Below are 25,975 nucleotides of genomic sequence, written 5' to 3' on the forward strand. Positions count from 1 at the left end.
AAAAACGAAAGAAGATCAGGGCTGCGGCCACGCCGCGGCATTCCACAACAGTTGCGGCTGCTCGACCAACACATCGGCTTGCCAACTCAAGGGATCGTCATCGTGCAACCGATAGCCCCACAACACCGCGACCGATGGCATCGCTGCCGCGCGTGCGGCCAGGATGTCGCGCTCATCGTCGCCCACATAGACGCACTGCGCAGGCGCAATGCCGATGCGTTCGGCAGCTGTCAGCAACGGCAACGGATGCGGCTTGCGTTCGGCTAGCGTATCGCCGCCGATCAACACCGCGCAGCGCTGTTCCCAGCCCAGTTGCGGCAGGATCAGCCGCGCCAGGTATTCGGGCTTGTTGGTGACGATGCCCCACACGCACCCCGCACGATCCAGCCGCAGCAGCAACTCTTCGACACCCTCGAACAGCTGCGATTGCGTGCCGATCAAGGCCTCATAGCGACGCAGGAATTCAGGAACCAAGGCATCGCGTGCGTCCGCATCGAGTTCGGCAAACGCAACTGACAGCATCGCGCGCGAACCTTTCGACACCACCGGGCGCAGCTGCGCCAACGCGATCGGCGCACGTCCCCGCTCGCTCAGCATCGCGTTGACGGTGGCCAGCATGTCCGGCGCGCTATCAAGCAAGGTGCCATCCAGATCGAACAACACCGCACGCGGGAAATTCATAGACGCCCCGCCGCTGGACGGCTGCGTCTCGCCATCCGCAAGGTGGGAATGCGCAGACATCAAGCACCCACCTGCTGTTGCCAATCCCGACTCCCCACTCCCCAATCCCTGCTCGTCACGGTTTGACCGCGTAAGCCAGATAATTCACCTCGGTGCGCGACGACAGCCGCGCACGATTGCGCCACGGCTCGTACAGCATGCCGCTGACGTCTTCCAGTTGCAGCTCGGCGCTGCGCAACCACGCCGCAAGTTCCGCCGGCTTGATGAAATCCTTGTAGTGATGGGTGCCCTTGGGCAGCAACCGCGCGATGTATTCGGCACCGACCACCGCCAGCGCGAACGCGGCCGGCGTGCGATTGAGGGTGGACAGGAACAGCTTGCCGCCCGGCTTGAGCAGGCTGGCGCAGGCGCGGATGATCGCGGTCGGGTCCGGCACGTGCTCGAGCATTTCCATGCAGGTTACCGCATCGAAGCTGCCTGGCTGCTCTGCGGCCAGGTCTTCCACCGACTGCACGCGGTAATCCACCTGCACGCCCGATTCCAGGCTATGCAGGCGCGCCACCTTGACCAGCTCCGGGGCCAGATCGATCGCGGTGACCTGTGCGCCCAGACGCGCCATCGACTCGCTGAGCAACCCGCCGCCGCAGCCGACATCGAGCACGCGCGCGCCGGCAAGATCCAGCCGCGCGGAGACGTAATCCAGACGCACCGGATTGAGCGCATGCAGCGGCTTCTGCGGGCCATCGGCATCCCACCAGCGCGTTGCCAGCGCGGCGAATTTATCCAGCTCGCTCTGGTGAAAATTGCCGGAGGTGGTGTGAGTATTCGGATTCATGCGGAGCTCCGTGTTGCGATGAGGCGCGCTCAGGCGCGGACGGTGCGGATGCGGTCGCGCCACTGCCGCGCATTGGCGACCAGAGCGGCGATATCCATGTCGACCAGCTCGCGCTGTACCAGTTTGGGCTTGCCGGCGATCCACACATCGGTGACCTGATGGCGGCCGGCCGAATAGATCAGTTGCGACAACACATGATGCAGCGGCTGGGTCTCCAATGCAGACAGATCCACGCAGACCAGATCGGCCTGCTTGCCGATTTCGAGCGAACCGATCTTGTCGCCGAAGCCCAACGCACGCGCGCCGCCGAGCGTGGCCGCGCGCAAGGTGGTGGCTGCATCCAGCGCAGTGGCATCGTTGGCCACTGCTTTGGCCAGAATGGCCGCGGTGCGGTTCTCGCTGAACATGTCCAGATCGTTGTTGCTGGCGCAGCCGTCGGTGCCGATGGCCAGGTTTACGCCGGCACGTTGCAGCGCGCAGGCCGGGCAAAACCCCGAGGCCAGCTTGAGATTGGATTCCGGGCAATGCACCACGCTCACGCCGCGCTCGGCGCATAGATGGATTTCTGCCTCGGTAAGCTGGGTCATGTGCACGGCGATCAGGCGGTCGTTGACCAGGCCCAGGCGATCCAGTCGCGCCAGCGGGCGCTGCCCGTATTGCTTGATCGAATCGGCCACTTCCTGCGCGGTCTCGTGGGTATGCAGATGCACCGGCAGATCGAGCTGATCGGCCAGCATGCGCACGCGCTCGAAGTTAGCATCGTTCACCGTGTACGGCGCATGCGGCGCAAACGCTGTGCTGATCAGCGGATCTTCGCGCCATTGGTCGTGCAATTCACCGGCACGCGCAAAGTATTCGTCGTCCGACGAGGCCCATGCGGTGGGGAAATCGATGATCACCGAGCCCACCAGTGCGCGGAAGCCATGCTGCTTGTAGACCGCCGCCTGCACGTCGGCGAAGAAGTAGTTTTCGTTGACGCAGGTAGTGCCGCCGCGCAGCATCTCGGCGATCGCCAGCGTGGTGCCGTCGGCCACGAACTCCGGCCCGATCACCGCCGCTTCCACCGGCCAAATGTGCTGCTGCAGCCACACCATCAGCGGCAGATCGTCGGCAATGCCGCGCAGCAGCGTCATCGGGTTATGCGTATGCGCGTTGACCAGGCCCGGCATCAGCGCCGCCTCCGGGCGCGAGACGGTCTGCTTCGGCGCAAACCGTGCGCGTGCTTCGGCAATCGGCAGGATCGCCACGATGGCGCCGTTGCTGACCGCCACCGCGTGGTTTTCGAGCACCACCGCATGCGGTTCGATCGGCACCACGTAGCCGGCCTCGATCAACAGGTCGCACGCTTCGGGAGGGGCATTGGTCATGAGCGGATCCATAAAGGGTTAGTTGTCGAACGGCCAGCTGGTATCGCCACCGGCCACAGGCACATAGCGCTGGCCGTTGTAGCGCAGCACTTGGCGCACGCGACGGGTGCGTTCGGTAATGGTGTCGCTGTCAGCTACGTTTTCTGCGGTAGATACGTTGGCTGTCAGCACGATGTCCGCATAGCCGGCATGTGCCTGCGGTGCCATGCTCAGGCTTAGATTGGCGACTTCGGTGATCACATCGCTCTTCCCCACACTGCACGGCTCGCCTTTCACACGTTGCCACGCATAGAGATCGCGTTGCAGTACCGGGCGCAAGCTGCGCCCCTCGCGCACCAGCAAGGTCAATGCCTGATTGCTGTAAAAATCCGGGCAGCTGGGCCCGTGCGCGGCGCTATGCATCACCACGCCGATCGCACGCACGCCCTTGGCCAGGTCGTAGCGCGCGGTATCCAGACGCAAACTGTCTGCATCGAGTTCGAAGGCGGCGTCTTCACCCATGTCCTGCGCGTAGAACGCCAGCACCTTGCCGCTGGCCGCATCGAGCATGGCCACGCGCAACTCAATGTCGCGCTCGCCAGGCACGGTCTGGGCGTCGCCAGCAAATGCGATTGCCGCCAGCCGGATCGCCGCATCGTTCGGCCACGGCTTGCAGGTCTGGGCCACCGCACGCTCGACCGGTACCGTGGCTGCAGCGCCGCCCACGACACCGGAGGTTGCAATGGCCGCAACGGCGGCCACATCACCGGCGCCGCAAGCTGCGGCAGCCGCTTGCGCAAAGGCCGGGCACGCTGCGAGCGCAGCCCACAGCCCCATCAGGACACCGGCACTGCGTACCGCTCGACCAGGCCAGCGTCCCGGGCGCATCCGGCTTACTTGACGCGCGCCGAGTATTCGCCCGAACGCGTATCGACCTTGATGATTTCGTCCTGATTGACGAACAACGGCACGCGCACCACCGCACCGGTTTCCAGCGTGGCCGGCTTGCCGCCGCCGCCCGAGGTATCGCCGCGCACGCCCGGATCGGTCTCGGTGATCTTGAGCTCGACGAAGTTCGGCGGCTGCACCCAGATCGGCGCGCCGTTCCACAACGTCACGATGCAGTCTTCCTCGCCCTTGAGCCACTTCTCGGCGCCGCCCATGCCGGCCTTGTCGGTCTGCACCTGCTCGAAGGTTTCCGGGTCCATGAAGTGCCAGTACTCGCCATCGCTGTACAGGTAACGCATGTCGGTATCGACGACGTCGGCCACTTCCACGTCGTCGGTGGCCTTCATGGTCATTTCGACCACGCGACCGGACTTGATGAAGCGGTACTTCATACGGGTAAAGGCCTGGCCCTTGCCCGGCTTGACGTATTCGGTCTCGGTGATGACCGCCGGTTCGTTGTTGACCAGGATCTTCATGCCGTTCTTGACGTCGTTCATGCCAACAGTGGCCATGGTGCAGCTCCTCGATAAGACCACGACCTGCCACAGGCCGTGGCAGGTCGGATTAGAATGGGGCGCCCGCCGCAACCGGCGGGCATTGGTTTTGTGACCGCACATGATACCCGCAGCCCCCCTCGCCTTACAGCCATCTCCGCCTCCCACCCTGCAGCCGCACCGCTGGCAGCAGCAGTGGCGCGATGCCGTGCGCGACCCACGCGAGCTACTGGCGCTGCTGGGCCTGGACGCGGCGGCTGCCGGCATCAGCGCAGAGGCAGCCGCCCAGTTCCCGCTGCGGGTACCACGCGCGTTCGTGGCGCGCATGCGCCGTGGCGACCTGCACGATCCATTGCTGCGCCAGGTGCTGCCGCTGGATGCCGAAATGCGGCTGGTACCGGGCTTCGGCCTGGATGCGGTCGGCGATGGCGCCGCCAAGATCGCAGACGGTGTGATCCAGAAATACCGCGGGCGCGCCCTGCTGATCGCCACCGGCAGCTGCGCGGTGCACTGCCGCTACTGCTTCCGCCGCCACTTCCCGTATGCCGAGGAAACCGCCGCGCGCGATGGATGGCGCGAGGCGGTGGCCGCGATCGCCGCCGACCCCGGCATCGACGAAGTGCTGCTGTCCGGCGGCGACCCGCTGTCGCTGGCCACCAGCAAACTGGCCGAACTCACCGACGCGCTGGCCGCCATCGGGCACATCAAACGCCTGCGCATCCATAGCCGGCTGCCGGTGGTGCTGCCCGAGCGCGTCGATGCGCCGCTGCTGGCCTGGCTGCGCAGCCTGCCCTGGCCGGTGGCCTTTGTGATACACGCCAACCACGCCAACGAATTCGATTCCACCGTGGACGCCGCCATGCGTGCCATGCGCGACACCGGCGCGCAACTGCTCAACCAGGCCGTGCTGCTGCGCGGGGTCAACGACAGCGTGGATGCACTGGCCGCGTTGAGCGAGCGCAGCTTCGCCGCGGGCGTACTGCCGTATTACCTGCACCAGCTCGACCGGGTCGCAGGGGTCGCGCATTTCGAAGTGGACGATGCACATGCACGCGCCCTGCATACCGAGCTGGCCACGCGCCTGTCCGGCTACCTGGTGCCGCGCCTGGTGCGCGAAATCCCCGGCGATACCGGCAAACGGCCACTGTAATCGTCACCACCACCGGCAGGCGTACAGGCACCACGGGACCTGTAGGAGCGCACCTGGGCGCGATGGGCATTACCGGTAACGCCCATCGCGCCCAGGTGCGCTCCTACGCCACTCACCCCGCCGCGATCAGCTTGACCAAATCGGCCGGGCTCAGCGGGCGGCTGAACCAGTAGCCCTGGCCCAGGTCGCAGCCACGATCGCGCAGCAGATTGAATTGTGCTTCCTGCTCGATCCCCTCGGCCACCACCGTGATGCCCAGCGAGTGCGCCATGCCGATGATGGCCGTGGTCAACGCCAGATCGTCCGGGTCGCGCTGCAGGTCGGCAATGAAGCTCTTGTCGATCTTGACCCCGTCCACCGGGACCTGGCGCAGATGGCTCAGGCCGGAGAAGCCGGTACCGAAGTCGTCCAGCCACACCTTCACCCCGGTGCGGTGCAACTGATCGAGCAGGCTGGCGGCCATCATCTCGTCGCCGATCACTGCGGTTTCGGTCAGTTCCAGATGCAGGCGTGCGGCCGGCAATCCGGATTCGGCCAGGCACTCGGCCACAGTGTCGATCAGATCGCCACTGCGCAACTGACGCGGCGAGACATTGACCGAAATGAACAAGCCCTCCCCCACTTCCGGCCATTGCGCCGCTTCCAGGCAGGCCGCGCGCAGCACCTTGGGGCCGATCACTTCGATCAGGCCGCTCTGCTCGGCAATATCGATAAAAGTGGACGGCGGAATCGTGCCCAAAGCCGGGTGCTGCCAGCGCAGCAATACCTCCACCCCGACCAGCACACGGTCGATGGTGCGGTAGATCGGTTGATAGACCAGGCGCAGCTCGTCGCGCTCCCACGCCCCGCGCAGCTCATGCTCCATATGCACACGGCGTTCGACTGCATGATCGGCGGCGCGGCTGTAGAAACGATGGCAATTCTTGCCGGCGACCTTGGCCTGGTACATCGCAATGTCGCCATTCTTCAACAGCGCGGTGGCATCGTTGGCATCGTCCGGGAACAACGTGATGCCGATCGAGGTGCCCAGGAACACCTCGCGGCCCTGCACATTCAACGGCCGGCTCAACTCGTGCACCAGCCGGTCTGCGAGCTGGGCGGCCAGCAGCGTGACATCGCCGCTCTGCAGCAGGATCACGAACTCGTCGCCGCCGAAGCGCGCCAGAATCGCATCGTCGCCACCCAGGGCGCCCACCGCCCGGCTGATACGGCTGGCGAACTGCAGCAGCGCCTCATCGCCGGCCTCGTGCCCAAGCGTGTCGTTGACGCGCTTGAAGTCGTCGATATCGGCAAACAGCAGCGCCAGTTTGCTGTCGGTGCTGCGCGCGGTATTGAGCAGATGGTCCAGGCCTTCGCGAAAGCCCAGCCGGTTGGTCAGTCCGGTCAACGCGTCGGTATAGGCCATGTGGCGCACTTCGCGATCGTGCCGGGCGATGCTTTCGCTCATGCGCCCGAACGCGGACATCAGCTCGCCGATTTCGTCGTTGCGCGGATGCGGCGGCAGTTGCACTGCGTAGTCGCCGCGCTCGATCTGCTTGGCCGCTGCAGCCAGCAAGCGTACCGGCGCCACCAGCGTGCGCTGCACGTAGATGGCCAGCAACACACCCAACGCGACCAATGCAGCCAGCAGCACCAGTAGCCAGCCAAGATCGCGCTTGCCGATCGCGTTGAGGTTTTGCACCAGGGTCAGATTCGCGCCGGACTCGATCTTGCGCACCCGCTCGCGCGACATGCCCACGCGCACGCCGCCGATGCGCTGGTCGCCGATCTTGATCGGCACCGTCACATCCAGCACCTCGGGCGAGGATTGCAGCAACATCGCTCGCGCGCTGGCCGCCTTGGACGCCAGCGGGTCGTTCATCGTCTGACCGTAGCGCTGCAGCGTCGGCGTGCCGTCGTGCACCAGCCGGCCACGTCGGTCGAACACCAGCACGTAACTCACCACCTGCTGACGCGAGGCGTTGCGCACCAATGCACCCACCGCTCCCAGGTCGGAGTAGTAGAGCGGATTGGCAAGGCCGGCCGCCAGCTCGGTGGCCAGTGTTTCGCCACGCGAGCGCAGGCTGCGATCAAACAGCTCGTGCAGGATCTGCGCACTGAGCCCGCGCACCTCGCGCTGCATCGCGCTCTGGCGTTGCAGCAACGAGGCCAGAATCGCGCCGACCAACAGCAGCGTCAGCGCCATCACCAACAGAAAACGTGCCTGCAACCCAAAGCGCACCTGAGTCATTCCACCTGGTCCCTGACACGTTGCACACCGGCGCTCAACGCATTCAGGCGTCGGCGGCTGTTGTCATCCAGAGGATGGAATGCGGTGGTGCCGAAAAAGCGCTTCAATGCCGGGCCGGCTTGCGGGTCGGACGCGGCCTGCAGCAAGACGATGCGCAACTGCCGCTCCACCGCCGAGTCCAGCCCGGTACGCACCATCTCCACCGCGCGCGGCACCGGCGCACTGCGGTGCACGATGCGGAAGTCGCGCTTGAAGGTCGCCGGCAAGTGGCGTTCGTCGTCCCAATCGGCATTGCTGAAAGCGCCCGCATTGATCAGGCGCTTGTGCACGAATGCGGCCACGTTCAATTTCGTACCGACCATCAAATAACCGACCGACCCCGGCACCTGGGTATCGTCCGGCGACAGCAGCACATCGCAGGCGATGCCGTTGCGCAGCAACTCCAGCATCGGCAGCAGATAGCCACTGGTGGACGAGGCGTTCTGCAGCGCCAGGGTGTGCCCGCGCAATTGCTTGAGCGACTGGATCGAGCTGTCGCGGCGCACGAAGAACACGGTGTGGAACTCGCGCATGCCGCCGCGCTCGGTCATCACCAAGGGATGCGCACCGCCGCGCTGTTCCAGCAGCATCGCCGCACCGGTGGTTTCGCTGACCCAATCGACCCGGCCACGGCGCAGATAGCTGGACATCTGCCGCGCATCCGGCGCCATCAGGATTTCGCCACGGCGGATGCCGACCACGCGCATGCGCGGCACCACATAGTCCAGCAAGGGCTTGAGTTGCTCGTAATGGGTGGCGGGATCGTCGCTGATCCGGCCAAGCACCAGGACCGAAGAAGGCGCTGCCGCCGCCGTCACGGCAAAGCCCGCCCCAGCGAGCAGCCAACAGGCAATCAGACACCATCGTAGACCGCGCAAAAAGGACACTCCCTAGAGCCGCCGACAGCCTAGCCGAATCTCTCAAGATGTGACAGACGTCAGTTTCCGGCCCGCTTTGCCAGCATGGCCATGCGCTGGGCATCGGACAGGATGCCGCGCAGCAAGCGCACCTCCTGCTCGCTCATCTCGGTGCGCAACAACAGCCGCCGCAGCTTGCGCATCGCCGACTCCGGCGCGCGGCCCTTGTGGAAATCGATGTCGTCCAGCGTCTCGCCCAACTGGGCAAACATACCTTCCAGTTGCGCGTGACTGGCGGGGCCTTCGCGCAGTGCGCCGGTGGTGGCTGCCGGCGCCGGTTCCGCCTGGCCCGCTTCCAACTGTGCCAGCCGCACTTCATAGGCCAGCACCTGTACTGCGGCGGCCAGGTTGAGCGAACTGAAAGCCGGGTCGGACGGGATATGCACGGCCGCGTGGCAGAGCTGCAACTCGTCGTTGGTCAGCCCGGTGCGCTCGCGGCCGAACACGATCGCCACTTCCGCCGGCTCGCCGGCCTTGGCCAGGGCACGGCGTGCGCCGGCGTCCGGCAGCAACTCTTCCAAGGCCACCCGGCGCGCGCGCGCGGTGCAGCCGATCACCAGCGTGCAATCGGCCACCGCCTCGCCCAGCGTGGCGAAGACCGGTGCATCGCCGAGCACGTCCTCGGCACCGGCAGAGCGCCGGTAGGCGTCTTCGTCGAGGGCGCGCTCAGGAGCGACCAGCACCAGACGCGAGATCCCCATCGTCTTCATCGCGCGCGCGGCGGCGCCGATATTGCCTGGATGCTGGGTACCGACAAGAACAAAACGGATGCGCTGACTGACGGACATGAACGGAGATTGGGGAGCTGTTCGGTCGTAGATGGTAAACTGCGCGACCGGTTTCGTGCCGGACCGCTCTTTTACCTTCGCCAATTCTTCAATTCTGCCTTCACGGGAGCTTTAACCATGCAGAAACCCGCCGTCACCGTCATGGTCAAAGCCGCCCGCCTCGCCGGCAATGTGCTGTTGCGCGGTATCAACAAGCTCGACTCGCTCAATGTGGTGCAGAAGGGCCGCATGGATTACGCCAGCGAAGTCGATGCCGATGCCGAGAAGGTCATCATCAAGGAACTCAAGCGCGGCTACCCCGAGTACGCCGTGTTCGGCGAAGAAGGCGGCGTGCAGGGCGGCAAGAGTGGCCGCTACACCTGGGTCATCGACCCGTTGGATGGCACCAGCAACTATCTGCGCGGCTTTCCGCATTACTGCGTGTCGATCGCGCTGGTGGAAAACGGCGAGCCTACCGATGCGGTGATCTTCGACCCGCTGCGCAACGAGCTGTTCACCGCCAGCCGCGGTGCCGGCGCGGTGCTCAACGACCGCCGCATCCGCATTGCCGAACGCAAGGACCTGGAAGGGGCGATGGTCCACACCGGTTTTCCGCCGCGCGAGCGTGCACGCATCAGTGCGCAGCTGAAGTGCGTCGATGCGCTGCTGGTGCAGGCCGAAGATGTGCGTCGCACCGGTTCTGCCGCGCTGGATCTGGCCTATGTGGCCTGCGGCCGCGCCGATGCGTATTTCGAAGCTGGCGTCAAAGCCTGGGACATCGCCGCCGGCGTGCTGCTGGTACGCGAAGCCGGTGGCCGGGTCTGCGACTACAAGGGCGCCACCCCGCCGCGCATGGACAACATGGGCCCGGAAACGCAGCAGATCGTGGCCGGCAACATCAAGATCAGCGATGCGCTGCAGAAGGTCATCGTCAACACCGGCTACGCGCGCGAGTTCGACGCCAAGTTCTGATCGCTCCCGACCCCAAGTTCTGCTCGACGCCCGCATAACGTAGGAGCGCGCCCGAGCGCGATGAGGCTTTCCCGGCAAAGCCCCTCGCGACCAGGGTCGCTCCTACAACAGCTAACGGCAAACGCACAAGGCCGGGATCGCTCCCGGCCTCTCCGTTCCAGTCCGATGCCAAGCCAATCGGCACCGCACGACGTAGGAGCGCGCCAGAGCGCGACGAAGCCTTCCACTGAAAGCCCCATCGCGACCAGGGTCGCTCTTACAAAGCAGATCGCAGACACAAAGAAGGCCGGGATCTCTCCCGGCCTCTTTGTTTATGGCGCCATTGTGACGGCGCCACGACAGAACTCAGGCGATCGCAGCGTGGTAGCGGCGCTCGACTTCTTCCCAGTTCACCGCGTTGTAGAACGCGCCGATGTATTCCGGGCGACGGTTCTGATACTTCAGGTAGTACGCGTGTTCCCACACGTCCAGACCCAGGATCGGGGTGTTGCCTTCGAACAGCGGGCTGTCCTGGTTGGCGGTGCTTTCGACCACCAGCTTCTTGTCCGGGGTCACGCTCAACCACGCCCAGCCCGAGCCGAAGCGGCTGACGGCGGCCTTGGTGAAGGCTTCCTTGAACTTCTCGAAACCACCGATGTCCTTGTCGATCGCCTTGGCGACCTCGCCCTTGGGCTCGCCGCCACCGTTGGGCGACAGTACGGTCCAGAACAGCGAATGGTTGGCGTGGCCACCACCGTTGTTGCGCACCGGGCCCTGCAGATTTTCCGGCAGGCTCTTCAGCTTGGACACCAACTCTTCGACCGGCAGGTCCGCATACTCGGTCCCTTCCAGCGCCGCATTGACGTTGTTGATGTAGGTCTGGTGATGCTTGGTGTGATGGATCTCCATCGTCTGCGCATCGATGTTCGGTTCCAGCGCGTCGTAGGCGTAAGGCAATTGCGGAAGGGTGTAAGCCATGCGTGTCTCCTGGACTTGCCGCCCGGCGAAGACCGGGCGTTGCGGGATAAATAGTAGGGACGGCGGCGGCGCTTACCAAGAGTGCTGGCAGGGAAACTTCATCCCATCGCACACCGCGTCGTGTTCGCTCCACACCTTGCACCATGCCCCGGTTACTTGGGCGTGAATCGCGTAGGCGTACACATGCCGCGGCGTTCAAAGTCGACACAGTCGCGCGACGGCATACTTGATCTGCTGTCTCCACAATCGCTTCCGGATCGTCTTCATGCGTAAGCCCGCTTTGCTGATCGTCGCCATCGTGCTGCTCGTCGCCGGCTTGTGGGGCGTGCGCGTGATGCAGACGCCCAAGCCGCAGTTCGCGCCGCAGCTCAACGCGCCGATCGCCGCAACAGCGCCGCCCGAACAGACGCCTCGGCAGCAGGGTCTTCCGGGTTTTCTGCCGACCGAAGCGATGGCCACTATCGTATTGATAAAGCGCGGCGGGCCGTTCCCGCATGCGCAGGACGGCAGCGTGTTCGGCAATCGCGAACAACGCCTGCCCGAGCGCGAGCGCGGCTACTACCACGAGTACACCGTGGAGACGCCCGGTAGCCCTGACCGCGGCGCACGCCGCATCGTCACTGGCGGCACGCCGCCGCAAGCGTGGTACTACAGCGACGATCATTACCAGAGCTTTAAATCGTTCAAGGGCCCCACGCCGGAGCAGGCTCCATGAGCGCAGGCGACTTCGCACTGGACCTGTCCGATCCGCAACAATCAGGCGTCTATCAAGCCGACACCGACGATCTGGACACCATGGCCGCGCTCGCCCGCGACGCCGGCCTGCGCATCCTGCGTGTGGATCTGGCCAGCTGCAGCGACAAGCACATGTTGCTGATGCGCCTGGCCACCCAACTGGATTTCCCGGTCAGCTTCGGTCGCAACTGGGACGCGCTCTCCGATGCCTTGCGCGACCTGGCCTGGCTGCCCGCATCACATGGCTATGCGCTGTTGATCAACGGCGCAGACGCACTCGCGCGCACTGCACCGAACGATCGCAACACCTTGCTGGATATTCTCGATGAAGCCGCCACTGCCTGGGCCGCGCGCGGGCTCACATTTGCAGCATTTGTGGCGCCTGCGAGTGCTTGCGACTGAGAGCGGCTAACAAACGCTGTAGCGATGGCGGCAACATGTTGGCCGCACTCGCCTTCGTTGGCGAATGACGCACTGTCGGGACTGGCAGCGAAATCTAGATGCGAATCAAAGGCTGGTTAGTCGAGTGCGCGGTGCCCTCACCGCTTGCAGGACACGCCGCAAGTACGTCCATGTAGGCTCGGTGGCGGCATCCATGCCGCCACACGGTCCCGCAAGCGGCGAGGACACCGCACCAGAATGTTCGTAGGTCGCTTCGTTGAAAGCCTGCCTGTTATTCATTCGCGTTGCGACGCTGATCGGACGCGCCGTCATCCAAAAAATGCGCTTATTGCACTGCTTGCAACCATGCACACCGACGCTCTCGACTGGTCCTTGCCCGCCTACCGTCGCGGGACCTTACGCGGCATGGATGCCGCGTAAGAGCCTACACGGACGTACTTGCGGCGTGTCCCGCGATGGTGGGCGGGCAAGGACCCTGCAGCAAACCCGCAGATCAGCCGCTCTACAAGTCATCTATCAGCTCGCGATGCTTGTTTGCCGCGCCTAAAAACCAAAGACCGGAACGCAGTCGTACGCCGGTTAAGCTATCAACTATCCAGCTCGCTCCAGCGCGCGAACGCCGCATCCAGCTGCGCCTGTGCATCGCCCAGCGCGGCGGTATGCGCGGCCATCGCTGCGCTGTCGCGCTGATAGAAGGCCGGGTCGTTCATCGCATTGGTGAGCGCTGCGACCTGCTGCTCCAGGCTGTCGATCAAGGCCGGCAACTGTTCCAGCTCGCGCGCATCCTTGTAACTGAGCTTGCGCTTGGGCGCAGCTTCCGCCGGTGCGGCAGCAGGCGCCACAGGCGTAGTCGCAGCCGCCGTCGCCGATGCCTTGGCAACCGCCATTGCATTGGGCGCCGGGGTGCGACGCTGACGCAGCGAATCGCTGTAACCACCGACGTAATCGCCGACCAGGCCCTCGCCTTCCATCACCAACGTGGAGGTCACCACGTTGTCGAGGAAGTCGCGGTCATGGCTGACCAGCAACAAGGTGCCGGTGTATTCGCCGAGCAGCTCTTCCAGCAGTTCCAGCGTTTCCACGTCAAGATCGTTGGTCGGTTCGTCCATCACCAGCAGGTTGGACGGCTGCGCAAACAGCCGCGCCAGCAGCAGGCGATTGCGTTCGCCACCGGAGAGACGGGTGATCGGCGCGCGGGCGCGCTCCGGGGTGAACAAGAAGTCCTGCAGATACGCATGCACATGCTTGCGCTTGCCGTTGATCTCGATGAAATCGCGGCCTTCGGCCACATTTTCGATCGCACTCCAGTCCTCGCGCAACGTGGAGCGGTACTGATCGAAATACGCGATCTGCAGATTGGTGCCGATGCGGATTTCGCCCTGCTGCGCCTGCAAGTCGCCCAGCAACAGCTTGAGCAAGGTGGTCTTGCCGCTGCCGTTGGGGCCGATCAGACCGATGCGGTCGCCCCGCTGGATGATGGTCGAAAAATCCTTGACCATCGTGCGCGCGCCGAACGCGAAACCGACCTCCTTGGTCTCGATCACCTTCTTGCCGGACGACTCGCCCTGCGAGACTTCCATGCGCACATTGCCGCTCAGATCGCGGCGCTGGCCACGTTCGTTGCGCATCGATTCCAGACGCCGCACACGGCCTTCGTCGCGGGTCCGCCGCGCCTTGATGCCCTGCCGGATCCAGATTTCTTCCTGCGCCAGCATCTTGTCGAAACGCGCATTTTCCTGCGCCTGCGCATTGAGCCGCTCTTCGCGACGGCGCTCATAATTGGCCCAGTCGCCGGGCCAGCTGGTGACCTGGCCGCGATCGATTTCGACGATGCGCGTGGCCAATGCACGCAGGAAGCGCCGGTCATGGGTGACGAACAACACGCTGCCGTTCCAGCCTTTCAGGAACGACTCCAGCCAATCGATGGCTTCGATATCCAGATGGTTGGTCGGCTCGTCCAGCAGCAGCACGTCCGGCGAAGACACCAGCGAGCGCGCCAGCAGCACGCGGCGCTTCATGCCGCCGGACAAGCGCGCAAACTCGGCATCGCCATCCAGTTCCAGCTTGGTCAGCGTCTCGGTGACGCGCTGATCCAGCGCCCAACCGTCGGCTGCGTCGATCTTGGCCTGCACCTTGCCGAACGCATCGCCATCGAACACCTCGGCATGGCTGAGCTGATGGAATTCGGCCAGCCAATGGCCAAGCTCGCCCAGGCCATCGGCCACCACCTCGAACACGCTGCCGCCGGTGCCCTGCGGCACCTCCTGCTCCAGCCGCGCGATACGCACGCCCTGTTGCACGCGCACTTCGCCGTCGTCGGGCTTGAGCTCGCCGGCGATCAATTTCATCAAGGTCGATTTGCCGGCGCCGTTGCGGCCGATCAGGGCGATACGCTCGCCCGGCTCGATCGTGAGGTCGGTTTTTTCCAGCAACAAGGGGCCGCCGACGCTGTAGTCGACGCTTTGCAGAGTGATTAAAGGCATGGGCCAATTGTACGGGAATCGGGAATGGTGAATCGGGAATGGAAAAGCCTCGCCGTTGCGATTCCCCATTCCCCACTCCCGATTCCCGCTAAAATGCGCCATGAACGAATTCTCCGCGCTGCCGCTGTCGCCGGCCCTGGCCCCCGGCATCGACGCCCTTGGCTACACCGTCCTTACTCCCATCCAGGCGCAAAGCCTGCCGCCGATCCTGCAAGGGCTCGACGTCATCGCACAGGCCCCCACCGGTAGCGGCAAGACCGCCGCCTTCGGGCTGGGCCTGCTGCAAAAGCTAGATCCCGCGCTGACCCGCGCGCAGGCGCTGGTGCTATGCCCCACCCGCGAGCTGGCCGATCAGGTCGGCAAACAGCTGCGCAAGCTGGCCACCGGCATTCCGAACATGAAACTAGTGGTACTGACCGGCGGCATGCCGCTGGGCCCGCAACTGGCCTCGCTGGAAGCGCACGACCCGCAAGTGGTGGTCGGCACGCCCGGGCGTATCCAGGAACTTGCGCGCAAGCGCGCGCTGCATCTGGGCGGCGTGCGCACGCTGGTGCTGGACGAGGCCGACCGCATGCTCGACATGGGCTTCGAAGAACCCATCCGCGAGATCGCCAGCCGCTGCGACAAACACCGTCAGAGCCTGCTGTTTTCGGCCACCTTCCCGGACATCATCCGTACGCTTGCGCGCGAGATCCTGAAGGACCCGATCGAAATCACCGTCGAAGGCGCCGACAACGCGCCGGAAATCGACCAGCAATTCTTCGAGGTCGACCCGACCTATCGACAGAAAGCCGTCGCCGGGCTGCTGCTGCGCTTCAATCCCGAGTCCAGCGTGGTGTTCTGCAATACCCGCAAGGAAGTGGACGAAGTGGCCGGCTCGCTGCAGGAATTCGGCTTCTCTGCGCTGGCCCTGCATGGCGACATGGAACAGCGCGACCGCGATGAAGTACTGGTGCGCTTCGTCAATCGCAGCTGCAACGTGTTGGTGGCCAGCGATGTGGCCGCGCGCGGACTGGACGTGGAAGACCTGGCGGCGGTGGTCAATTACGAGCTGCCCACCGACACCGAAACCTACCGCCACCGCATCGGCCGCACTGCGCGCGCGGGCAAGCGCGGGCTTGCACTCAGCCTGGTGGCCTCACGCGAAACAGGGCGCGCCCAGGCATTGGAAGCCGAACAAGGCCAGCCGTTGAAGTGGTCGCGTGCACCGTTGGCCACCGCGCGCCCGGCACAGCTGCCGCAGGCGGCCATGACCACCTTGCGCATCGACGGCGGCAAGACCGACAAACTCCGCGCAGGCGACATTCTCGGCGCGTTGACCGGCGAAGCCGGGCTCTCGGGCGCGGCGATCGGCAAGATCGCGATCTACCCCACCCGCTCCTATGTCGCCATCGCCCGCGCGCACGTCGCCAAGGCACTGGCGCATCTGCATGCGGGCAAGATCAAGGGGCGTCGGTTCCGGGTCAGCAAGCTGTAATCAGCGGCCCGGCAGATACCCTGCCGCCATACGATTAAGCGGAGGTGCTGAAGCGCCTGCCGCACGATCTACATGGATGCGCACTCTCGCGCATCCATGTAGCCAGACGCTCGATCGGCAAGCCGCTCAATCAGCAAGCTGTGTGAATCAGTAGCTCAACGTGGCCAGCAACGGCACGTCATCGGCCCACTTGCTGCGGCCCTGCAGCGCCAGCAACTCGACCAGCACCGCCGCACCGACCACTTCCAGTTCCAGCTGTGCAGCAAGCCCCAGCGCCGCACGCAGCGTGCCGCCGGTGGCGAGCACGTCATCGACGATCAACACGCGCGCGCCACGCGGCAACGCGTCTTCGTGCATTTCGATGCGATCGGTGCCGTATTCCAGCGCGTATTCCTGGACCAACGTCCGCCCGGGCAGCTTGCCTGGCTTGCGCACCGGCACAAAACCGGTGCGCAGTTCGCGCGCCAGCGCCGCGCCCAGAATGAAACCACGCGCCTCGATGCCAAGGACCGCGTCCAGCGGCGTGGTGCGCCAGGGCTGCGCCATTTCGTCCAGCGCCGAGGCAAAGTCCGGGCCGTCCGACAGCAGCGGGCTGATGTCCTTGAAGACGATGCCCGGCTTGGGAAAGTCGGCGATATCGCGGATCCGTTCAGCCCAATGGTTGGGTCCGGAAGAATTAGTGCCGGCGCAGCGGGTGCAGTCAGTCATGGTGGCGATGGCGTCAAGGCCGGTGGGGACCACCCTATTCTAGGCTGCGCAGACCCGTGACGCCGCGTTTACGACATACGTGCATCTGAGTGCGTCAGGAACTGCACGACAGCATCGAGCAGCCGGCGCGGTCGCGCGCCCACTCCGGCCGCCGCGCGGCAAACGCATCGCGGCCCGGTTGGTCGTCGCAGGGCCGGCGCATGACCTCGAGCAGTTCCTGCACGCCGGAGGGATCGCCCTGCTCTGCCAGATCGATCGCCTGCTGCGCCAGATAGTTGCGCAGCACGTAGCGCGGGTTGGCCAGGCGCATGCGTTCGCGGCGTTGGTCCGGCGATAGTGTGTCTTGACCCAGCCGTGTGGCATAGCGTTGCAGCCATTCCTGCAACTGCCCGGCGTGCGCAAGGCGCTTGTCCTGGTCGTAGAACGCTTCGCGCAGCAGCTCCGGGTCGGGATGCTCCGGCGACAACTCGATCAGGCCACGAAACGTCAGCGTCATGTCCATCTCGGCCGCATGCATCAATTCACGCAACACATCGATCAAGTGCAGATCCTCGTCGCGGCAGTCGGCCAGACCCAGCTTGGCCGCGGTGTCGCGGCGGTCGCAGGCCAGGTAGGTATCGCGGAAGTGGTCCAGCCCCTGCTGCAACGGCGCCGCATCGGCAAACAGTGGCGCCAGCGCCTGCGCCAGGCGTCCCAGGTTCCAGTACGCCACTTGCGGCTGGGTGCCGAAGCGGTAACGCCGGCCCTGCGCATCGGTGGTATTCGGCGTCCAGTCCGGGTCGTAGTCGTCGACCCAGCCATATGGGCCGTAATCGATGGTCAGGCCCAGGATCGACATGTTGTCGGTGTTCATCACCCCATGCACGAAACCGACCCGCATCCAGTGCGCCACCATCACGGCGGTGCGCTCGCAGACCTGCGCAAACCAGGCCGCGTACAGATTCTCGCCAGCACCTTCCAACTCCGGGAAATCGCGTGCAATGGTGAAATCCGCCCACTGCCGCAGCAGCGCGCTATCCCCGCGCGCACTGGGCAATTCGAAGTTGCCGAAGCGGATGAACGATGGCGCCACCCGGCATACGATGGCGCCAGGCTCGCGCTGCGGCCGGCCGTCGTAAAACATGTCGCGCACCACTGCATCGCCGGTCGTGACCAGGCTCAGTGCGCGCGTGGTCGGCACACCCAGATGGTGCATCGCTTCGCTGCACAGGAATTCTCGAATCGACGAGCGCAGCACGGCGCGCCCATCGGCACCACGCGAATACGGCGTCGGGCCAGCGCCCTTGAGCTGCAATTCGTAGCGAACACCATCGACCCCGATCGCCTCGCCCAGCGAGATCGCACGGCCATCGCCGAGCTGGCCGGCCCAATGCCCGAACTGGTGCCCGCCATAATTGACCGCCCACGGCTGCATGCCCGGATACAACGCGTTGCCACCAAACACCTCGGCAAAACGGGCACTGGCAAGCTCGGCCTCGTCCAGCCCGAGTTGCTGCGCCATCTCGGCGGAATAGGCCAGTAGCCTTGGCGCTGCGACCGGCGTCGGCGACACCGACGACCAGGCAGCGACCACATCCCGGCGACGCGGCCCTTCTTCCGGATCACCAGGCAACTGCTGACGCAGTCGGTTGTCGAACTGGATATCTGTCATGGCAAAAAGCCTAGGCCAGAGCGGGTGAACTTCGCATGGGTGAACAGCGCATCCTATTCGCTACCTGCCTCGTATCCGATTCGAGACACGCTGAACAGTCAGGATCCAGCTGCACTCGCACTTGCTCATCACGGCCTCAGATTTACTCATCTCAGTTATTACAGCGACCCTACCCATGCGCTTGCACACTTCCCGTTGGTTTCGCCCTACCCTTCTGCTGCTGGGCTCGTTAAGCCTGAGCGCCTGCAGCAGCGTGTTCTACGGCGGCATCAACGCCGCGTCCAGCCGCAGCGGCGTCACCGAACACCGTAACCAGGTCTTCGACCCGGAACACGGTCTGGCGCTGGACGTCTACCAACCGCGCGGCGCCGTCGATGCGCCGGTGGTGGTGTTTTTCTACGGCGGCACCTGGAAGCGTGGCGCCCGCGCCAACTATCGCTGGTTCGGCCGCTCGCTGGCCCGCGAGGGCGTGGTGGTGATGGTGGCCGACTATCGAAAGTATCCGCAGGTCCGGCTGGACGGCTTCATGACCGATGCCGCACAGGCCACCGCCTGGAGCCACCAGCACGCACGCGCCTACGGCGGAGACCCAGCCCGCCTGGCCGTGATGGGCCACTCCGCAGGTGCGCACATCGCCGGACTGCTCGCCACCGATCGCCGATGGCTGCAGGCACAGGGCATGCAGCCACGCCAACTCTGCGGTTTCGTCGGCCTCGCAGGCCCTTACGACTTCTCGCCGATGACCGACCCTGAATTGATCCAGATCTTCGGCACTTCACCTGCCGAACAGGAAGCCTCACAACCCATTCGTCATGTGGATGGGGACGAGCCGCCGATGTTGCTGCTGCACGGCGATGCCGACCACGTGGTGGAACCGCGTAACAGCACGGTTCTCGCAGCAGCCGAACAACAGGCAGGTGTCCAGGCGCACCGCATTTTTTATCCAGGAATGGGCCATATGCGTTTGGTGCTGTCACTCCGCAAGGACTCGCAAGTGATGCGCGACACGTTGCAGTTCCTGCGGCAGTGTCGCGCGCCCTGAGGTCTGGACGTGCGCGCGCAGGTGGTTGCGCGCGGGATTGGACGTCGGGATTGGGGAGTCGCAAACCAGACGAATGGCGGCAAGCAAAGTGATCTCTAGCTTGCCGCAGCATTACGGCTCGCCAAGCCGCTGCCAGCATTACTCTGGGGACTTGCGTCCCATCAGCTCGAACGGGCCGGCCTTTTTCAGCGCCGCCTGATACGCCGGACGCGCTTCGATCCGCTCCAGAAACGCGCGCAAACGCGGATAATTTTCAAACCCGCCGCCACGCGCCGCGGCGGCCTGCACCGGAAAGCTCATCTGGATGTCGGCCGCAGTAAAGCGCTCACCGGCGAACCAGTTGCTGGCCTGCAGGGATTGCTCCATCCAATCCAGATGCAGCTTGAGTTGCGGGCTGACGAAGCCCGACATCGCCTTGTCCGCAATCGCGCGTGCAATGGGCTTGACGAAAAACGGCATCGGCGCACTGCGAATGCGCGCGAAGATCAGCGTCATCAACAATGGCGGCATCGCCGAGCCTTCGGCGTAATGCATCCAGTAGCGAAACTGCATGCGCTCCGGCGAATCCTGCGGACGCGGCGATGGCGACAGGGCGCATTCGGTGTCGTAGCGTTCGGTCAGGTACTCCATGATCGCGCCGGACTCGGCCACGGTCAGATCGCCATCCACAATCAGCGGCGATTTGCCCAGCGGATGGATCGCACGCAATGCGGCAGGCGCCAGCATGGTCTTGGGGTCGCGCTCATGCCGCACGATCTGGTACGGCAGCGCCATTTCTTCCAGCAGCCACAGCACGCGCTGGGAACGGGAATTATTGAGATGGTGGACAGTGATCATGAGAAGGGCTGCGCGCGGAAAGCGCACATCCTACCCATCCATGCGTCGTCGCCGCGCTCACTCGCGCCTGCAGTCACCGCGCTGCTGACGATGTAAGCGCATTGCTCAAACGACGCCCAATAAAAAACGCCGGTCGCTTGCGCGACCGGCGTTTTTGGCAACCTTACGGTTGCAGACGGATTAGACCGCCTGCACCTGGTCAGCCTGCATGCCCTTCTGGCCCTGCACGGCGACGAAGGTGACCTTCTGGCCTTCCTGCAGCGACTTGAAGCCGGTGCCCTGGATGGCACGGAAGTGCACGAACAGGTCCGGGCCGCTTTCCGGGGTGATGAAGCCGAAGCCCTTGGCATCATTGAACCACTTCACGGTACCGCTCTGACGATCTGACATTTACAAACTCCTGAACTATAGATGGATAAATCGCAGCGTCCGAAAAGCCGGAGCTGAGACTGAGTTGCAGGCGTTGGTAAAGCGGAACGATGAAGCGAGATCTGTAACGATCCGGCTGCATCAGGCCACGATTCACGGTGACCCTTGCAAACACAGTGCGTGCACAATACTCGCGATTCCGATAAAAAGCGACACCCCGCGTCAAAATTTTTACTATCGGGCCAAATCCGACCGCATGTCAGGTCCCTTCCCTATCGATATCACCTTATGAATACGCCTAGTACGCCAACCCAGGCGCAGATCTGGGTCGATGCTGATGCCTGTCCTGCCGTGGTCCGCGACATTTTGTTTAGAGCTGCCGTGCGCACCGGCACCGCAGTGACCCTGGTCGCCAATCATTTCCTGCCCACGCCACGCCTGGCGCATGTGCGCGCCGTCCAGGTTCCGGGCGGACCGGACGCGGCCGATGATGCCATTGCCGAACGGGTTGCCGCCGGCGATCTTGTCGTCACGCAGGAAATTCCATTGGCCGCCCGTGTCCTGGAGCAAGGCGCGACCGCCATCAGCGCGCGCGGCGAGCCATTCACCGACAACTCCATCAAGGAGCGCCTGTCGGTACGCAGCTTTTTGGAAGAACTGCGCGGTGCCGGCGTCGCCACCGGTGGGCCGCCTGCGCTGCATGCACGCGACCGCCAGGCATTTGCTGCGCAACTGGACCGCTGGCTGGCCGCGCATCCGCGCACCTAGCGCAGCACGCCGGCCTTGCAGCGGCGGCGTATCATGAGCGCCCTTTGCAACCGGCATCCTGATGGCTCTTACCGCCACCGTCCGCAGGGCGGAACTTCAGATCAGCGACATGGACCGTGGCTATTACACCAACCATTCGCTGACCCTGGCCCAGCACCCCTCCGAAACCGACGAGCGCCTGATGGTGCGGCTGCTGGCGTTCGCGCTGTTTGCCGACGACCGTCTGGAGTTCGGCCGCGGGCTGAGCAACGACGACGAGCCCGACCTATGGCGGCGCGATTACACCGGCGACCCGGATCTGTGGATCGACCTCGGCCAGCCGGACGAAAGCCGCGTGCGCAAGGCCTGCAATCGCTCGCGTGAGGCAGTGGTGATCGGCTACGGCGGCCAGGCCACCGAAACCTGGTGGAAGAAGCAGGCCAATGCGCTCGGCCGACAACGCAACCTGCGCGTGCTGGAACTCGATTCGCAGGCCACCGAGGCGCTTGGCGCCCTGATCCAGCGCGGCATGCGCTTCGATGTGATCATCCAGGACGGCGAGGTGCAGATGCTGGCCGACCACGGCAGCGTCACCCTGACTCCGATGGTGCGGCAAGCCCCGGCCGAATGAGCACGCGTTACGACGTGCTGGTCATCGGTGCCGGCGCGGCTGGACTGATGAGCGCCTTCACCGCCGGCCGACGTGGCCGCCAGGTGCTGGTGATCGACCACGCCAACAAGGTCGGCAAGAAGATCCTGATGTCCGGTGGCGGGCGCTGCAACTTCACCAATACCGGCACCACGCCCGGCAATTTTTTGTCGGCCAATCGCCACTTCTGCAAGTCTGCGTTGGCCCGCTACAGCCCTGCGGATTTCGTGGAGATGGTCGAGCGCCACGGTATCGCCTATCACGAGAAAGAGCTGGGCCAGCTGTTCTGCGATATCTCGTCCAAGCAGATCGTGCGCATGTTGCTGGACGAATGCGACGCGGCGAGCGTGCAGGTGCGTACCGATTGCCAGGTGCTCTCGGTCCAGCGTGGCAGCGAAGGCTTCAGTGCCGAAACCAGCCAGGGACGCGTGCAGGCGCAATCGCTGATCGTGGCCACCGGCGGGCTGTCGATTCCGAGCATGGGCGCCAGCGGCTTCGGCTATACGCTGGCCAAACAGTTTGGCCACGAGCTGCTGCCGACACGCGCCGGGCTGGTTCCGCTGACGCTGAGTGGCAAGCATCAGGAGCGGCTGCAGGAGTTGTCCGGGCTGGCCTTGCCGATTGAGGCGCACTGCAACGGGGTCAGCTTCCGCAACTTCATGCTGCTCACCCACCGCGGCGTCAGTGGCCCGGCGATCCTGCAGATCTCCTCGTATTGGCAGCCCGGCGATGATCTGCGCCTGGACCTGCTGCCCGGGCAGGATGCTGCAGCATGGTTGCGCGAACAAAAAAATCAACGCGGCGCCACCGAACTGCGCAATGTACTGGCCGATGTGCTGCCGCGACGCTTTGCGCAGCGCCTGTGCGAAGTGTGGCTGCCGGACAAGCCGGTGCGTCAGCTCGATCCGCCGCAACTGCAGAGCGCGGCCGACCTGCTCGGCGCATTTCCGCTGGCCGCCAGCGGAACCGAAGGCTACCGTACCGCTGAAGTAACGCTCGGCGGTGTCGATACCAACCAGGTCTCCAGTGCATCCATGGAGTCGCGTCTGGTGGCCGGCTTGTATTTCGTCGGCGAGGTGCTGGATGTAACGGGATGGTTGGGCGGCTACAACTTTCAGTGGGCATGGGCATCCGGTCACGCCGCAGGAAGCGTCGCTTAAGCCTATGCTGGGTGATAGAAACGTGGACCAAGTCTCACCCCGGATGCGGGCTTGTCCACACACATGGACGCCTCCCACCCCCTTCGTGTATTTAGAGCCGTCTCCAGGAAGCCGCGCATGCAGAAAGATAAAGATCTCACCCTCCGCCTGATGATCGTCGACGACAGTGTGGAGAGCGCGGAGGCGATCGTGACCGCATTGCGCAACGGCGGCATTGCAGTGCGTCCATCGCGGCCGCAGACCCTGGAAGACCTCGCCAGCATGTTGTCCGGCCAGATCGATCTGGCCCTGCATGGCCAGGCGCTGCAGATTCCGATGAACGCGCTGCAGCAGCAGATCGCGAGCAGCGGCAAGGACATTCCGATCATTCTGCTGGCCGAACGGATCGAAGAAAACGCGTTGGTCGAGGCTGCTTCGCACGGCATTCGCGCGCTCGTGCTGCGGCATCGTCCGGAGCATCTGCTGGCACTGGTGCGTTCGGAATGGGCCGATCTGCAAGCCCGGCGCGGACTGCGCCGCATCGAAGCGCAGATGCGCGAAACCGAGCGGCGGTGCGATGCCTTGATCGCGTCTTCGCGCGACCCCATCGCCTACGTGCACGAGGGCATGCATATCCGTGCCAACGAGGCGTATCTGGAGATATTCGGCTTCGAGTCGTTCGAGGATGTCGAGGGCGTGTCGTTGCTGGACATGATCGCCGCGCAATACGTCGACGATTTCAAGCAATTGCTCAAGTCACTGTCCAAGGGCGAACCGCCGCCGGCGCAATACAAGGTCGACGCGCGCCGACTGGAAGGCGACACCTTTCCGGCGACGATGGAATTTGCCACCGCCACGTATGAAGGCGAGCCGTGCATCCAGGTGGTGTTCCGCCGCCGCGAGGAATTCGACCCGGAACTGGCACGCGAGGTCGAAGATCTGCGCCAGCGCGATCAGGTCACCGGCCTGCTCAACCGGCCGACCTTCATGGTCGCGCTGGAACAGGCGGTGGCACGGGCCGGTCGCAGCGAAGGCCAATCCGGCTTCCTGCTGATCGAGCCGGACCATTACGCGCGGCTATTGCCCGAAATCGGCCTGGATTCGGCCGACGCGTTGATCGCCGCCCTGGCCGCGCACGTGGCCAGCGTGCTGGATGACAGCGTGGTGGCGGCGCGCTTCGGCGAGCACAGCTTTGCGTTGCTGATGGACGGCAACTACGCGCGCACCCACGCATTGGCAGAAATGGTGCGCGATGCGTTCGCGCAGCATGTCTTCAGCATCGGCGCGCGCTCGGCCACGGTCACGGTGAGCATTGGCGGGGTGCAGATCGGCGAAAAGATCGCCAGCATCGGCCAGGTGCTCAATCGCGGCACCGAGGCGGTACGCACCACTGCCGAGCTCGGCGGCAATGCGGTCAGCATCTATGACCCGGCCGCCTCTGATCGCGCCGAAGAAGAACGCATCGAACGTTGGGTAGAACAGCTGCGCGAAGCACTGGTCGGCGATGGCTTCTCGCTGCACTACCAGCCTGTTCTCAACCTGCAGGGCGAACCGGTGGAGTTGTACCAGGCGTTTCTGCGGCTGGAACGCAATGGCGAAATCATGTCGCCGAACGCGTTTATCGCCATCGCCGAAGAGCACGACCTGATCACCGAAATCGACCGCTGGGTGGTGGCGCGCGCGATTCGCCAGCTCGGCGAGCGGCAGCGTGCCGGACACAAGACACACCTGTTGGTGCGGATCGGACCGAACTCGTTCTCCGACCCACAGATGATCGACACCATCCGCGAGCAATTGGCGGTGTATGGCGTGCCCGGCGAGCGGCTGTGGCTGCAGACGCCGGAATCGAAGGTGTTCACGCATCTGCGCAACGCCCAGCAGTTTCTGGCCTCGCTGTCTTCGATGGGCTGCAAGGTGGGGCTGGAACAATTCGGTTCGGGCCTGGATTCGTTCCAGTTGCTGGCGCACTTCCAGCCGGCATTTCTCAAGCTGGATCGCGGCATCACCGGCGATGTCGCATCGGCCCGCGAAAGTCAGGAAAAAATTCGCGAGATCACCTCGCGCGCGCAACCGGCCGGCATCCTCACCGTGGCCGAATTCGTGGCCGATGCGCAGTCGATGAGCAGCTTCTTCAGTGCCGGCGTGGACTATGTGCAAGGCGACTTCGTCGCACCGACCGGGCCGTTGATGAACTACGAGTTCGGCTGAGGCCTTGCCGAGGCAAGCGAAAGACCAACGATCAAAGCTAGGTGAGTCGAGGGCGCGGTGCCCTCACCGTTCGCGGGACACGCCGTGAACCCGTCCATGGGGGCTCGGTAGCGGCATCCATGCCGCCACACGGTCCCGCAATCGGTGAGGACACCGCACCAGACAGTTTGCTGCCGCTTGAAAACATGCACA

At 64.5% G+C, this 25,975-nt stretch carries 24 protein-coding genes; 10 read left to right on the plus strand and 14 right to left on the minus strand.

Annotated features, from left to right (window positions below; genetic code table 11):
* Nucleotides 1–15: 15 nt before the first annotated feature.
* The 5 genes from XcyCFBP4188_RS03215 to efp all read right to left on the minus strand — a co-directional run bounded on the left by XcyCFBP4188_RS03215 (nucleotide 16) and on the right by efp (nucleotide 4,322).
* A complete protein-coding gene (locus XcyCFBP4188_RS03215) occupies nucleotides 16–681 on the minus strand; it encodes a phosphoglycolate phosphatase (RefSeq protein ID WP_043908630.1) in 666 nt (221 codons plus the stop codon).
* A gap of 115 nt (nucleotides 682–796) precedes the next feature.
* Nucleotides 797–1,516: a bifunctional 2-polyprenyl-6-hydroxyphenol methylase/3-demethylubiquinol 3-O-methyltransferase UbiG gene (ubiG, locus tag XcyCFBP4188_RS03220; protein ID WP_006450329.1), complete on the minus strand. Its 720-nt coding sequence runs from the start codon at nucleotides 1,514–1,516 to the stop codon at nucleotides 797–799.
* A gap of 29 nt (nucleotides 1,517–1,545) precedes the next feature.
* Complete coding sequence (locus tag XcyCFBP4188_RS03225; protein ID WP_043908636.1) at nucleotides 1,546–2,883, minus strand: TRZ/ATZ family hydrolase; 1,338 nt, start codon at nucleotides 2,881–2,883, stop codon at nucleotides 1,546–1,548.
* Between the two features lie 18 nt (nucleotides 2,884–2,901).
* On the minus strand, nucleotides 2,902–3,699 hold the full coding sequence (locus XcyCFBP4188_RS03230) for a PA3715 family protein (protein ID WP_225306867.1): 798 nt from the start codon (nucleotides 3,697–3,699) through the stop codon (nucleotides 2,902–2,904).
* 56 nt (nucleotides 3,700–3,755) lie between these two features.
* The gene (gene efp / locus XcyCFBP4188_RS03235; protein ID WP_006450332.1) at nucleotides 3,756–4,322 is read right to left on the minus strand and encodes an elongation factor P; all 567 of its coding nucleotides are present in this window, start codon (nucleotides 4,320–4,322) and stop codon (nucleotides 3,756–3,758) included.
* Nucleotides 4,323–4,425: 103 nt separating this feature from the next.
* Between efp and epmB the strand changes: the two genes are divergently transcribed.
* The gene (gene epmB / locus XcyCFBP4188_RS03240) at nucleotides 4,426–5,454 is read left to right on the plus strand and encodes an EF-P beta-lysylation protein EpmB (protein WP_006450333.1); all 1,029 of its coding nucleotides are present in this window, start codon (nucleotides 4,426–4,428) and stop codon (nucleotides 5,452–5,454) included.
* A 112-nt stretch (nucleotides 5,455–5,566) separates the two neighbouring features.
* Here the strand turns inward: epmB and XcyCFBP4188_RS03245 are convergent, their stop codons facing one another.
* Genes XcyCFBP4188_RS03245 through XcyCFBP4188_RS03255 form a run of 3 tightly spaced genes read right to left on the minus strand, consistent with a single transcriptional unit; the run spans nucleotide 5,567 to nucleotide 9,428 of the window.
* Nucleotides 5,567–7,684: a putative bifunctional diguanylate cyclase/phosphodiesterase gene (locus XcyCFBP4188_RS03245; RefSeq protein ID WP_006450334.1), complete on the minus strand. Its 2,118-nt coding sequence runs from the start codon at nucleotides 7,682–7,684 to the stop codon at nucleotides 5,567–5,569.
* A complete protein-coding gene (locus XcyCFBP4188_RS03250; RefSeq protein ID WP_043908632.1) occupies nucleotides 7,681–8,610 on the minus strand; it encodes a phosphate/phosphite/phosphonate ABC transporter substrate-binding protein in 930 nt (309 codons plus the stop codon). Before XcyCFBP4188_RS03250 ends, XcyCFBP4188_RS03245 begins: the two co-directional genes overlap by 4 nt.
* 50 nt (nucleotides 8,611–8,660) lie before the next feature.
* Complete coding sequence (locus tag XcyCFBP4188_RS03255; protein WP_006450336.1) at nucleotides 8,661–9,428, minus strand: RNA methyltransferase; 768 nt, start codon at nucleotides 9,426–9,428, stop codon at nucleotides 8,661–8,663.
* 117 nt (nucleotides 9,429–9,545) lie between these two features.
* Between XcyCFBP4188_RS03255 and XcyCFBP4188_RS03260 the strand changes: the two genes are divergently transcribed.
* On the plus strand, nucleotides 9,546–10,379 hold the full coding sequence (locus XcyCFBP4188_RS03260; protein WP_006450337.1) for an inositol monophosphatase family protein: 834 nt from the start codon (nucleotides 9,546–9,548) through the stop codon (nucleotides 10,377–10,379).
* A 345-nt stretch (nucleotides 10,380–10,724) separates the two neighbouring features.
* Here the strand turns inward: XcyCFBP4188_RS03260 and XcyCFBP4188_RS03265 are convergent, their stop codons facing one another.
* Nucleotides 10,725–11,336 (minus strand): superoxide dismutase, encoded by a 612-nt coding sequence (locus tag XcyCFBP4188_RS03265; protein WP_016904847.1) that lies wholly within the window; start codon nucleotides 11,334–11,336, stop codon nucleotides 10,725–10,727.
* Nucleotides 11,337–11,601: 265 nt separating this feature from the next.
* Between XcyCFBP4188_RS03265 and XcyCFBP4188_RS03270 the strand changes: the two genes are divergently transcribed.
* Both XcyCFBP4188_RS03270 and XcyCFBP4188_RS03275 read left to right on the plus strand, forming a co-directional pair.
* Nucleotides 11,602–12,051, plus strand: coding sequence for a guanyl-specific ribonuclease (locus tag XcyCFBP4188_RS03270; protein WP_006450339.1), 450 nt, complete (start codon nucleotides 11,602–11,604; stop codon nucleotides 12,049–12,051).
* Nucleotides 12,048–12,473: a barstar family protein gene (locus XcyCFBP4188_RS03275; protein WP_006450340.1), complete on the plus strand. Its 426-nt coding sequence runs from the start codon at nucleotides 12,048–12,050 to the stop codon at nucleotides 12,471–12,473. Before XcyCFBP4188_RS03270 ends, XcyCFBP4188_RS03275 begins: the two co-directional genes overlap by 4 nt.
* A 587-nt stretch (nucleotides 12,474–13,060) precedes the next feature.
* Here the strand turns inward: XcyCFBP4188_RS03275 and XcyCFBP4188_RS03285 are convergent.
* Nucleotides 13,061–14,956 carry an ATP-binding cassette domain-containing protein gene (locus XcyCFBP4188_RS03285; RefSeq protein ID WP_006452772.1) on the minus strand — a complete coding sequence of 632 codons (1,896 nt, stop codon included), beginning with the start codon at nucleotides 14,954–14,956 and terminating at the stop codon, nucleotides 13,061–13,063.
* Between the two features lie 100 nt (nucleotides 14,957–15,056).
* Here XcyCFBP4188_RS03285 and dbpA point away from each other — a divergent pair, with 100 nt between their 5' ends.
* A complete protein-coding gene (gene dbpA / locus XcyCFBP4188_RS03290) occupies nucleotides 15,057–16,433 on the plus strand; it encodes an ATP-dependent RNA helicase DbpA (protein ID WP_006452773.1) in 1,377 nt (458 codons plus the stop codon).
* A 147-nt stretch (nucleotides 16,434–16,580) separates the two neighbouring features.
* On the opposite strand, the gene XcyCFBP4188_RS03295 is transcribed toward dbpA, so the two are convergent.
* Together XcyCFBP4188_RS03295 and XcyCFBP4188_RS03300 are read right to left on the minus strand one after the other, a co-directional pair.
* The gene (locus XcyCFBP4188_RS03295; RefSeq protein WP_074057337.1) at nucleotides 16,581–17,141 is read right to left on the minus strand and encodes an adenine phosphoribosyltransferase; all 561 of its coding nucleotides are present in this window, start codon (nucleotides 17,139–17,141) and stop codon (nucleotides 16,581–16,583) included.
* 94 nt (nucleotides 17,142–17,235) lie between these two features.
* Nucleotides 17,236–18,792 carry a protein adenylyltransferase SelO gene (locus XcyCFBP4188_RS03300; protein ID WP_104591617.1) on the minus strand — a complete coding sequence of 519 codons (1,557 nt, stop codon included), beginning with the start codon at nucleotides 18,790–18,792 and terminating at the stop codon, nucleotides 17,236–17,238.
* 175 nt (nucleotides 18,793–18,967) lie between these two features.
* Here XcyCFBP4188_RS03300 and XcyCFBP4188_RS03305 point away from each other — a divergent pair, with 175 nt between their 5' ends.
* Complete coding sequence (locus XcyCFBP4188_RS03305; RefSeq protein WP_074057335.1) at nucleotides 18,968–19,834, plus strand: alpha/beta hydrolase; 867 nt, start codon at nucleotides 18,968–18,970, stop codon at nucleotides 19,832–19,834.
* A 138-nt stretch (nucleotides 19,835–19,972) separates the two neighbouring features.
* Here XcyCFBP4188_RS03305 and XcyCFBP4188_RS03310 read toward each other — a convergent pair whose 3' ends face one another.
* Complete coding sequence (locus XcyCFBP4188_RS03310; RefSeq protein ID WP_006451992.1) at nucleotides 19,973–20,671, minus strand: glutathione S-transferase; 699 nt, start codon at nucleotides 20,669–20,671, stop codon at nucleotides 19,973–19,975.
* Between the two features lie 180 nt (nucleotides 20,672–20,851).
* A complete protein-coding gene (locus XcyCFBP4188_RS03315; RefSeq protein WP_006451993.1) occupies nucleotides 20,852–21,061 on the minus strand; it encodes a cold-shock protein in 210 nt (69 codons plus the stop codon).
* A gap of 267 nt (nucleotides 21,062–21,328) precedes the next feature.
* On the opposite strand from XcyCFBP4188_RS03315, the gene XcyCFBP4188_RS03320 reads away from it, so the two are divergent.
* The 4 genes from XcyCFBP4188_RS03320 (at nucleotide 21,329) to XcyCFBP4188_RS03335 (ending at nucleotide 25,783) form a co-directional block, all read left to right on the plus strand.
* Nucleotides 21,329–21,808: a YaiI/YqxD family protein gene (locus tag XcyCFBP4188_RS03320; protein ID WP_043910113.1), complete on the plus strand. Its 480-nt coding sequence runs from the start codon at nucleotides 21,329–21,331 to the stop codon at nucleotides 21,806–21,808.
* Nucleotides 21,809–21,869: 61 nt separating this feature from the next.
* Nucleotides 21,870–22,418, plus strand: coding sequence for a YaeQ family protein (locus XcyCFBP4188_RS03325; protein WP_006451995.1), 549 nt, complete (start codon nucleotides 21,870–21,872; stop codon nucleotides 22,416–22,418).
* Nucleotides 22,415–23,596, plus strand: a complete 1,182-nt coding sequence (locus XcyCFBP4188_RS03330; RefSeq protein WP_006451996.1) for a BaiN/RdsA family NAD(P)/FAD-dependent oxidoreductase — start codon at nucleotides 22,415–22,417, stop codon at nucleotides 23,594–23,596. Before XcyCFBP4188_RS03325 ends, XcyCFBP4188_RS03330 begins: the two co-directional genes overlap by 4 nt.
* 117 nt (nucleotides 23,597–23,713) lie before the next feature.
* Nucleotides 23,714–25,783: a GGDEF/EAL domain-containing response regulator gene (locus XcyCFBP4188_RS03335; RefSeq protein WP_006451997.1), complete on the plus strand. Its 2,070-nt coding sequence runs from the start codon at nucleotides 23,714–23,716 to the stop codon at nucleotides 25,781–25,783.
* Nucleotides 25,784–25,975 lie beyond the last annotated feature (192 nt).

This window comes from Xanthomonas hortorum pv. cynarae, from assembly GCF_002939985.1.
GTDB lineage: Bacteria > Pseudomonadota > Gammaproteobacteria > Xanthomonadales > Xanthomonadaceae > Xanthomonas > Xanthomonas hortorum_D.

What these genes read in the sequence shown, in the direction of transcription:
- XcyCFBP4188_RS03275 (WP_006450340.1), top strand. Translation starts at nt 12,048, where the DNA reads ATGAGCGCAGGCGACTTCGCACTGGACCTGTCCGATCCGCAACAATCA.
- XcyCFBP4188_RS03285 (WP_006452772.1), bottom strand. Translation starts at nt 14,956, where the DNA reads ATGCCTTTAATCACTCTGCAAAGCGTCGACTACAGCGTCGGCGGCCCC.
- epmB (WP_006450333.1), top strand. Translation starts at nt 4,426, where the DNA reads ATGATACCCGCAGCCCCCCTCGCCTTACAGCCATCTCCGCCTCCCACC.
- XcyCFBP4188_RS03310 (WP_006451992.1), bottom strand. Translation starts at nt 20,671, where the DNA reads ATGATCACTGTCCACCATCTCAATAATTCCCGTTCCCAGCGCGTGCTG.
- XcyCFBP4188_RS03325 (WP_006451995.1), top strand. Translation starts at nt 21,870, where the DNA reads ATGGCTCTTACCGCCACCGTCCGCAGGGCGGAACTTCAGATCAGCGAC.
- XcyCFBP4188_RS03270 (WP_006450339.1), top strand. Translation starts at nt 11,602, where the DNA reads ATGCGTAAGCCCGCTTTGCTGATCGTCGCCATCGTGCTGCTCGTCGCC.
- XcyCFBP4188_RS03300 (WP_104591617.1), bottom strand. Translation starts at nt 18,792, where the DNA reads ATGACAGATATCCAGTTCGACAACCGACTGCGTCAGCAGTTGCCTGGT.
- XcyCFBP4188_RS03320 (WP_043910113.1), top strand. Translation starts at nt 21,329, where the DNA reads ATGAATACGCCTAGTACGCCAACCCAGGCGCAGATCTGGGTCGATGCT.
- XcyCFBP4188_RS03260 (WP_006450337.1), top strand. Translation starts at nt 9,546, where the DNA reads ATGCAGAAACCCGCCGTCACCGTCATGGTCAAAGCCGCCCGCCTCGCC.
- efp (WP_006450332.1), bottom strand. Translation starts at nt 4,322, where the DNA reads ATGGCCACTGTTGGCATGAACGACGTCAAGAACGGCATGAAGATCCTG.
- XcyCFBP4188_RS03255 (WP_006450336.1), bottom strand. Translation starts at nt 9,428, where the DNA reads ATGTCCGTCAGTCAGCGCATCCGTTTTGTTCTTGTCGGTACCCAGCAT.
- XcyCFBP4188_RS03305 (WP_074057335.1), top strand. Translation starts at nt 18,968, where the DNA reads ATGCGCTTGCACACTTCCCGTTGGTTTCGCCCTACCCTTCTGCTGCTG.
- dbpA (WP_006452773.1), top strand. Translation starts at nt 15,057, where the DNA reads ATGAACGAATTCTCCGCGCTGCCGCTGTCGCCGGCCCTGGCCCCCGGC.
- XcyCFBP4188_RS03215 (WP_043908630.1), bottom strand. Translation starts at nt 681, where the DNA reads ATGAATTTCCCGCGTGCGGTGTTGTTCGATCTGGATGGCACCTTGCTT.
- XcyCFBP4188_RS03295 (WP_074057337.1), bottom strand. Translation starts at nt 17,141, where the DNA reads ATGACTGACTGCACCCGCTGCGCCGGCACTAATTCTTCCGGACCCAAC.
- XcyCFBP4188_RS03230 (WP_225306867.1), bottom strand. Translation starts at nt 3,699, where the DNA reads ATGGGGCTGTGGGCTGCGCTCGCAGCGTGCCCGGCCTTTGCGCAAGCG.
- XcyCFBP4188_RS03225 (WP_043908636.1), bottom strand. Translation starts at nt 2,883, where the DNA reads ATGACCAATGCCCCTCCCGAAGCGTGCGACCTGTTGATCGAGGCCGGC.
- XcyCFBP4188_RS03315 (WP_006451993.1), bottom strand. Translation starts at nt 21,061, where the DNA reads ATGTCAGATCGTCAGAGCGGTACCGTGAAGTGGTTCAATGATGCCAAG.
- XcyCFBP4188_RS03265 (WP_016904847.1), bottom strand. Translation starts at nt 11,336, where the DNA reads ATGGCTTACACCCTTCCGCAATTGCCTTACGCCTACGACGCGCTGGAA.
- XcyCFBP4188_RS03335 (WP_006451997.1), top strand. Translation starts at nt 23,714, where the DNA reads ATGCAGAAAGATAAAGATCTCACCCTCCGCCTGATGATCGTCGACGAC.
- XcyCFBP4188_RS03330 (WP_006451996.1), top strand. Translation starts at nt 22,415, where the DNA reads ATGAGCACGCGTTACGACGTGCTGGTCATCGGTGCCGGCGCGGCTGGA.
- ubiG (WP_006450329.1), bottom strand. Translation starts at nt 1,516, where the DNA reads ATGAATCCGAATACTCACACCACCTCCGGCAATTTTCACCAGAGCGAG.
- XcyCFBP4188_RS03245 (WP_006450334.1), bottom strand. Translation starts at nt 7,684, where the DNA reads ATGACTCAGGTGCGCTTTGGGTTGCAGGCACGTTTTCTGTTGGTGATG.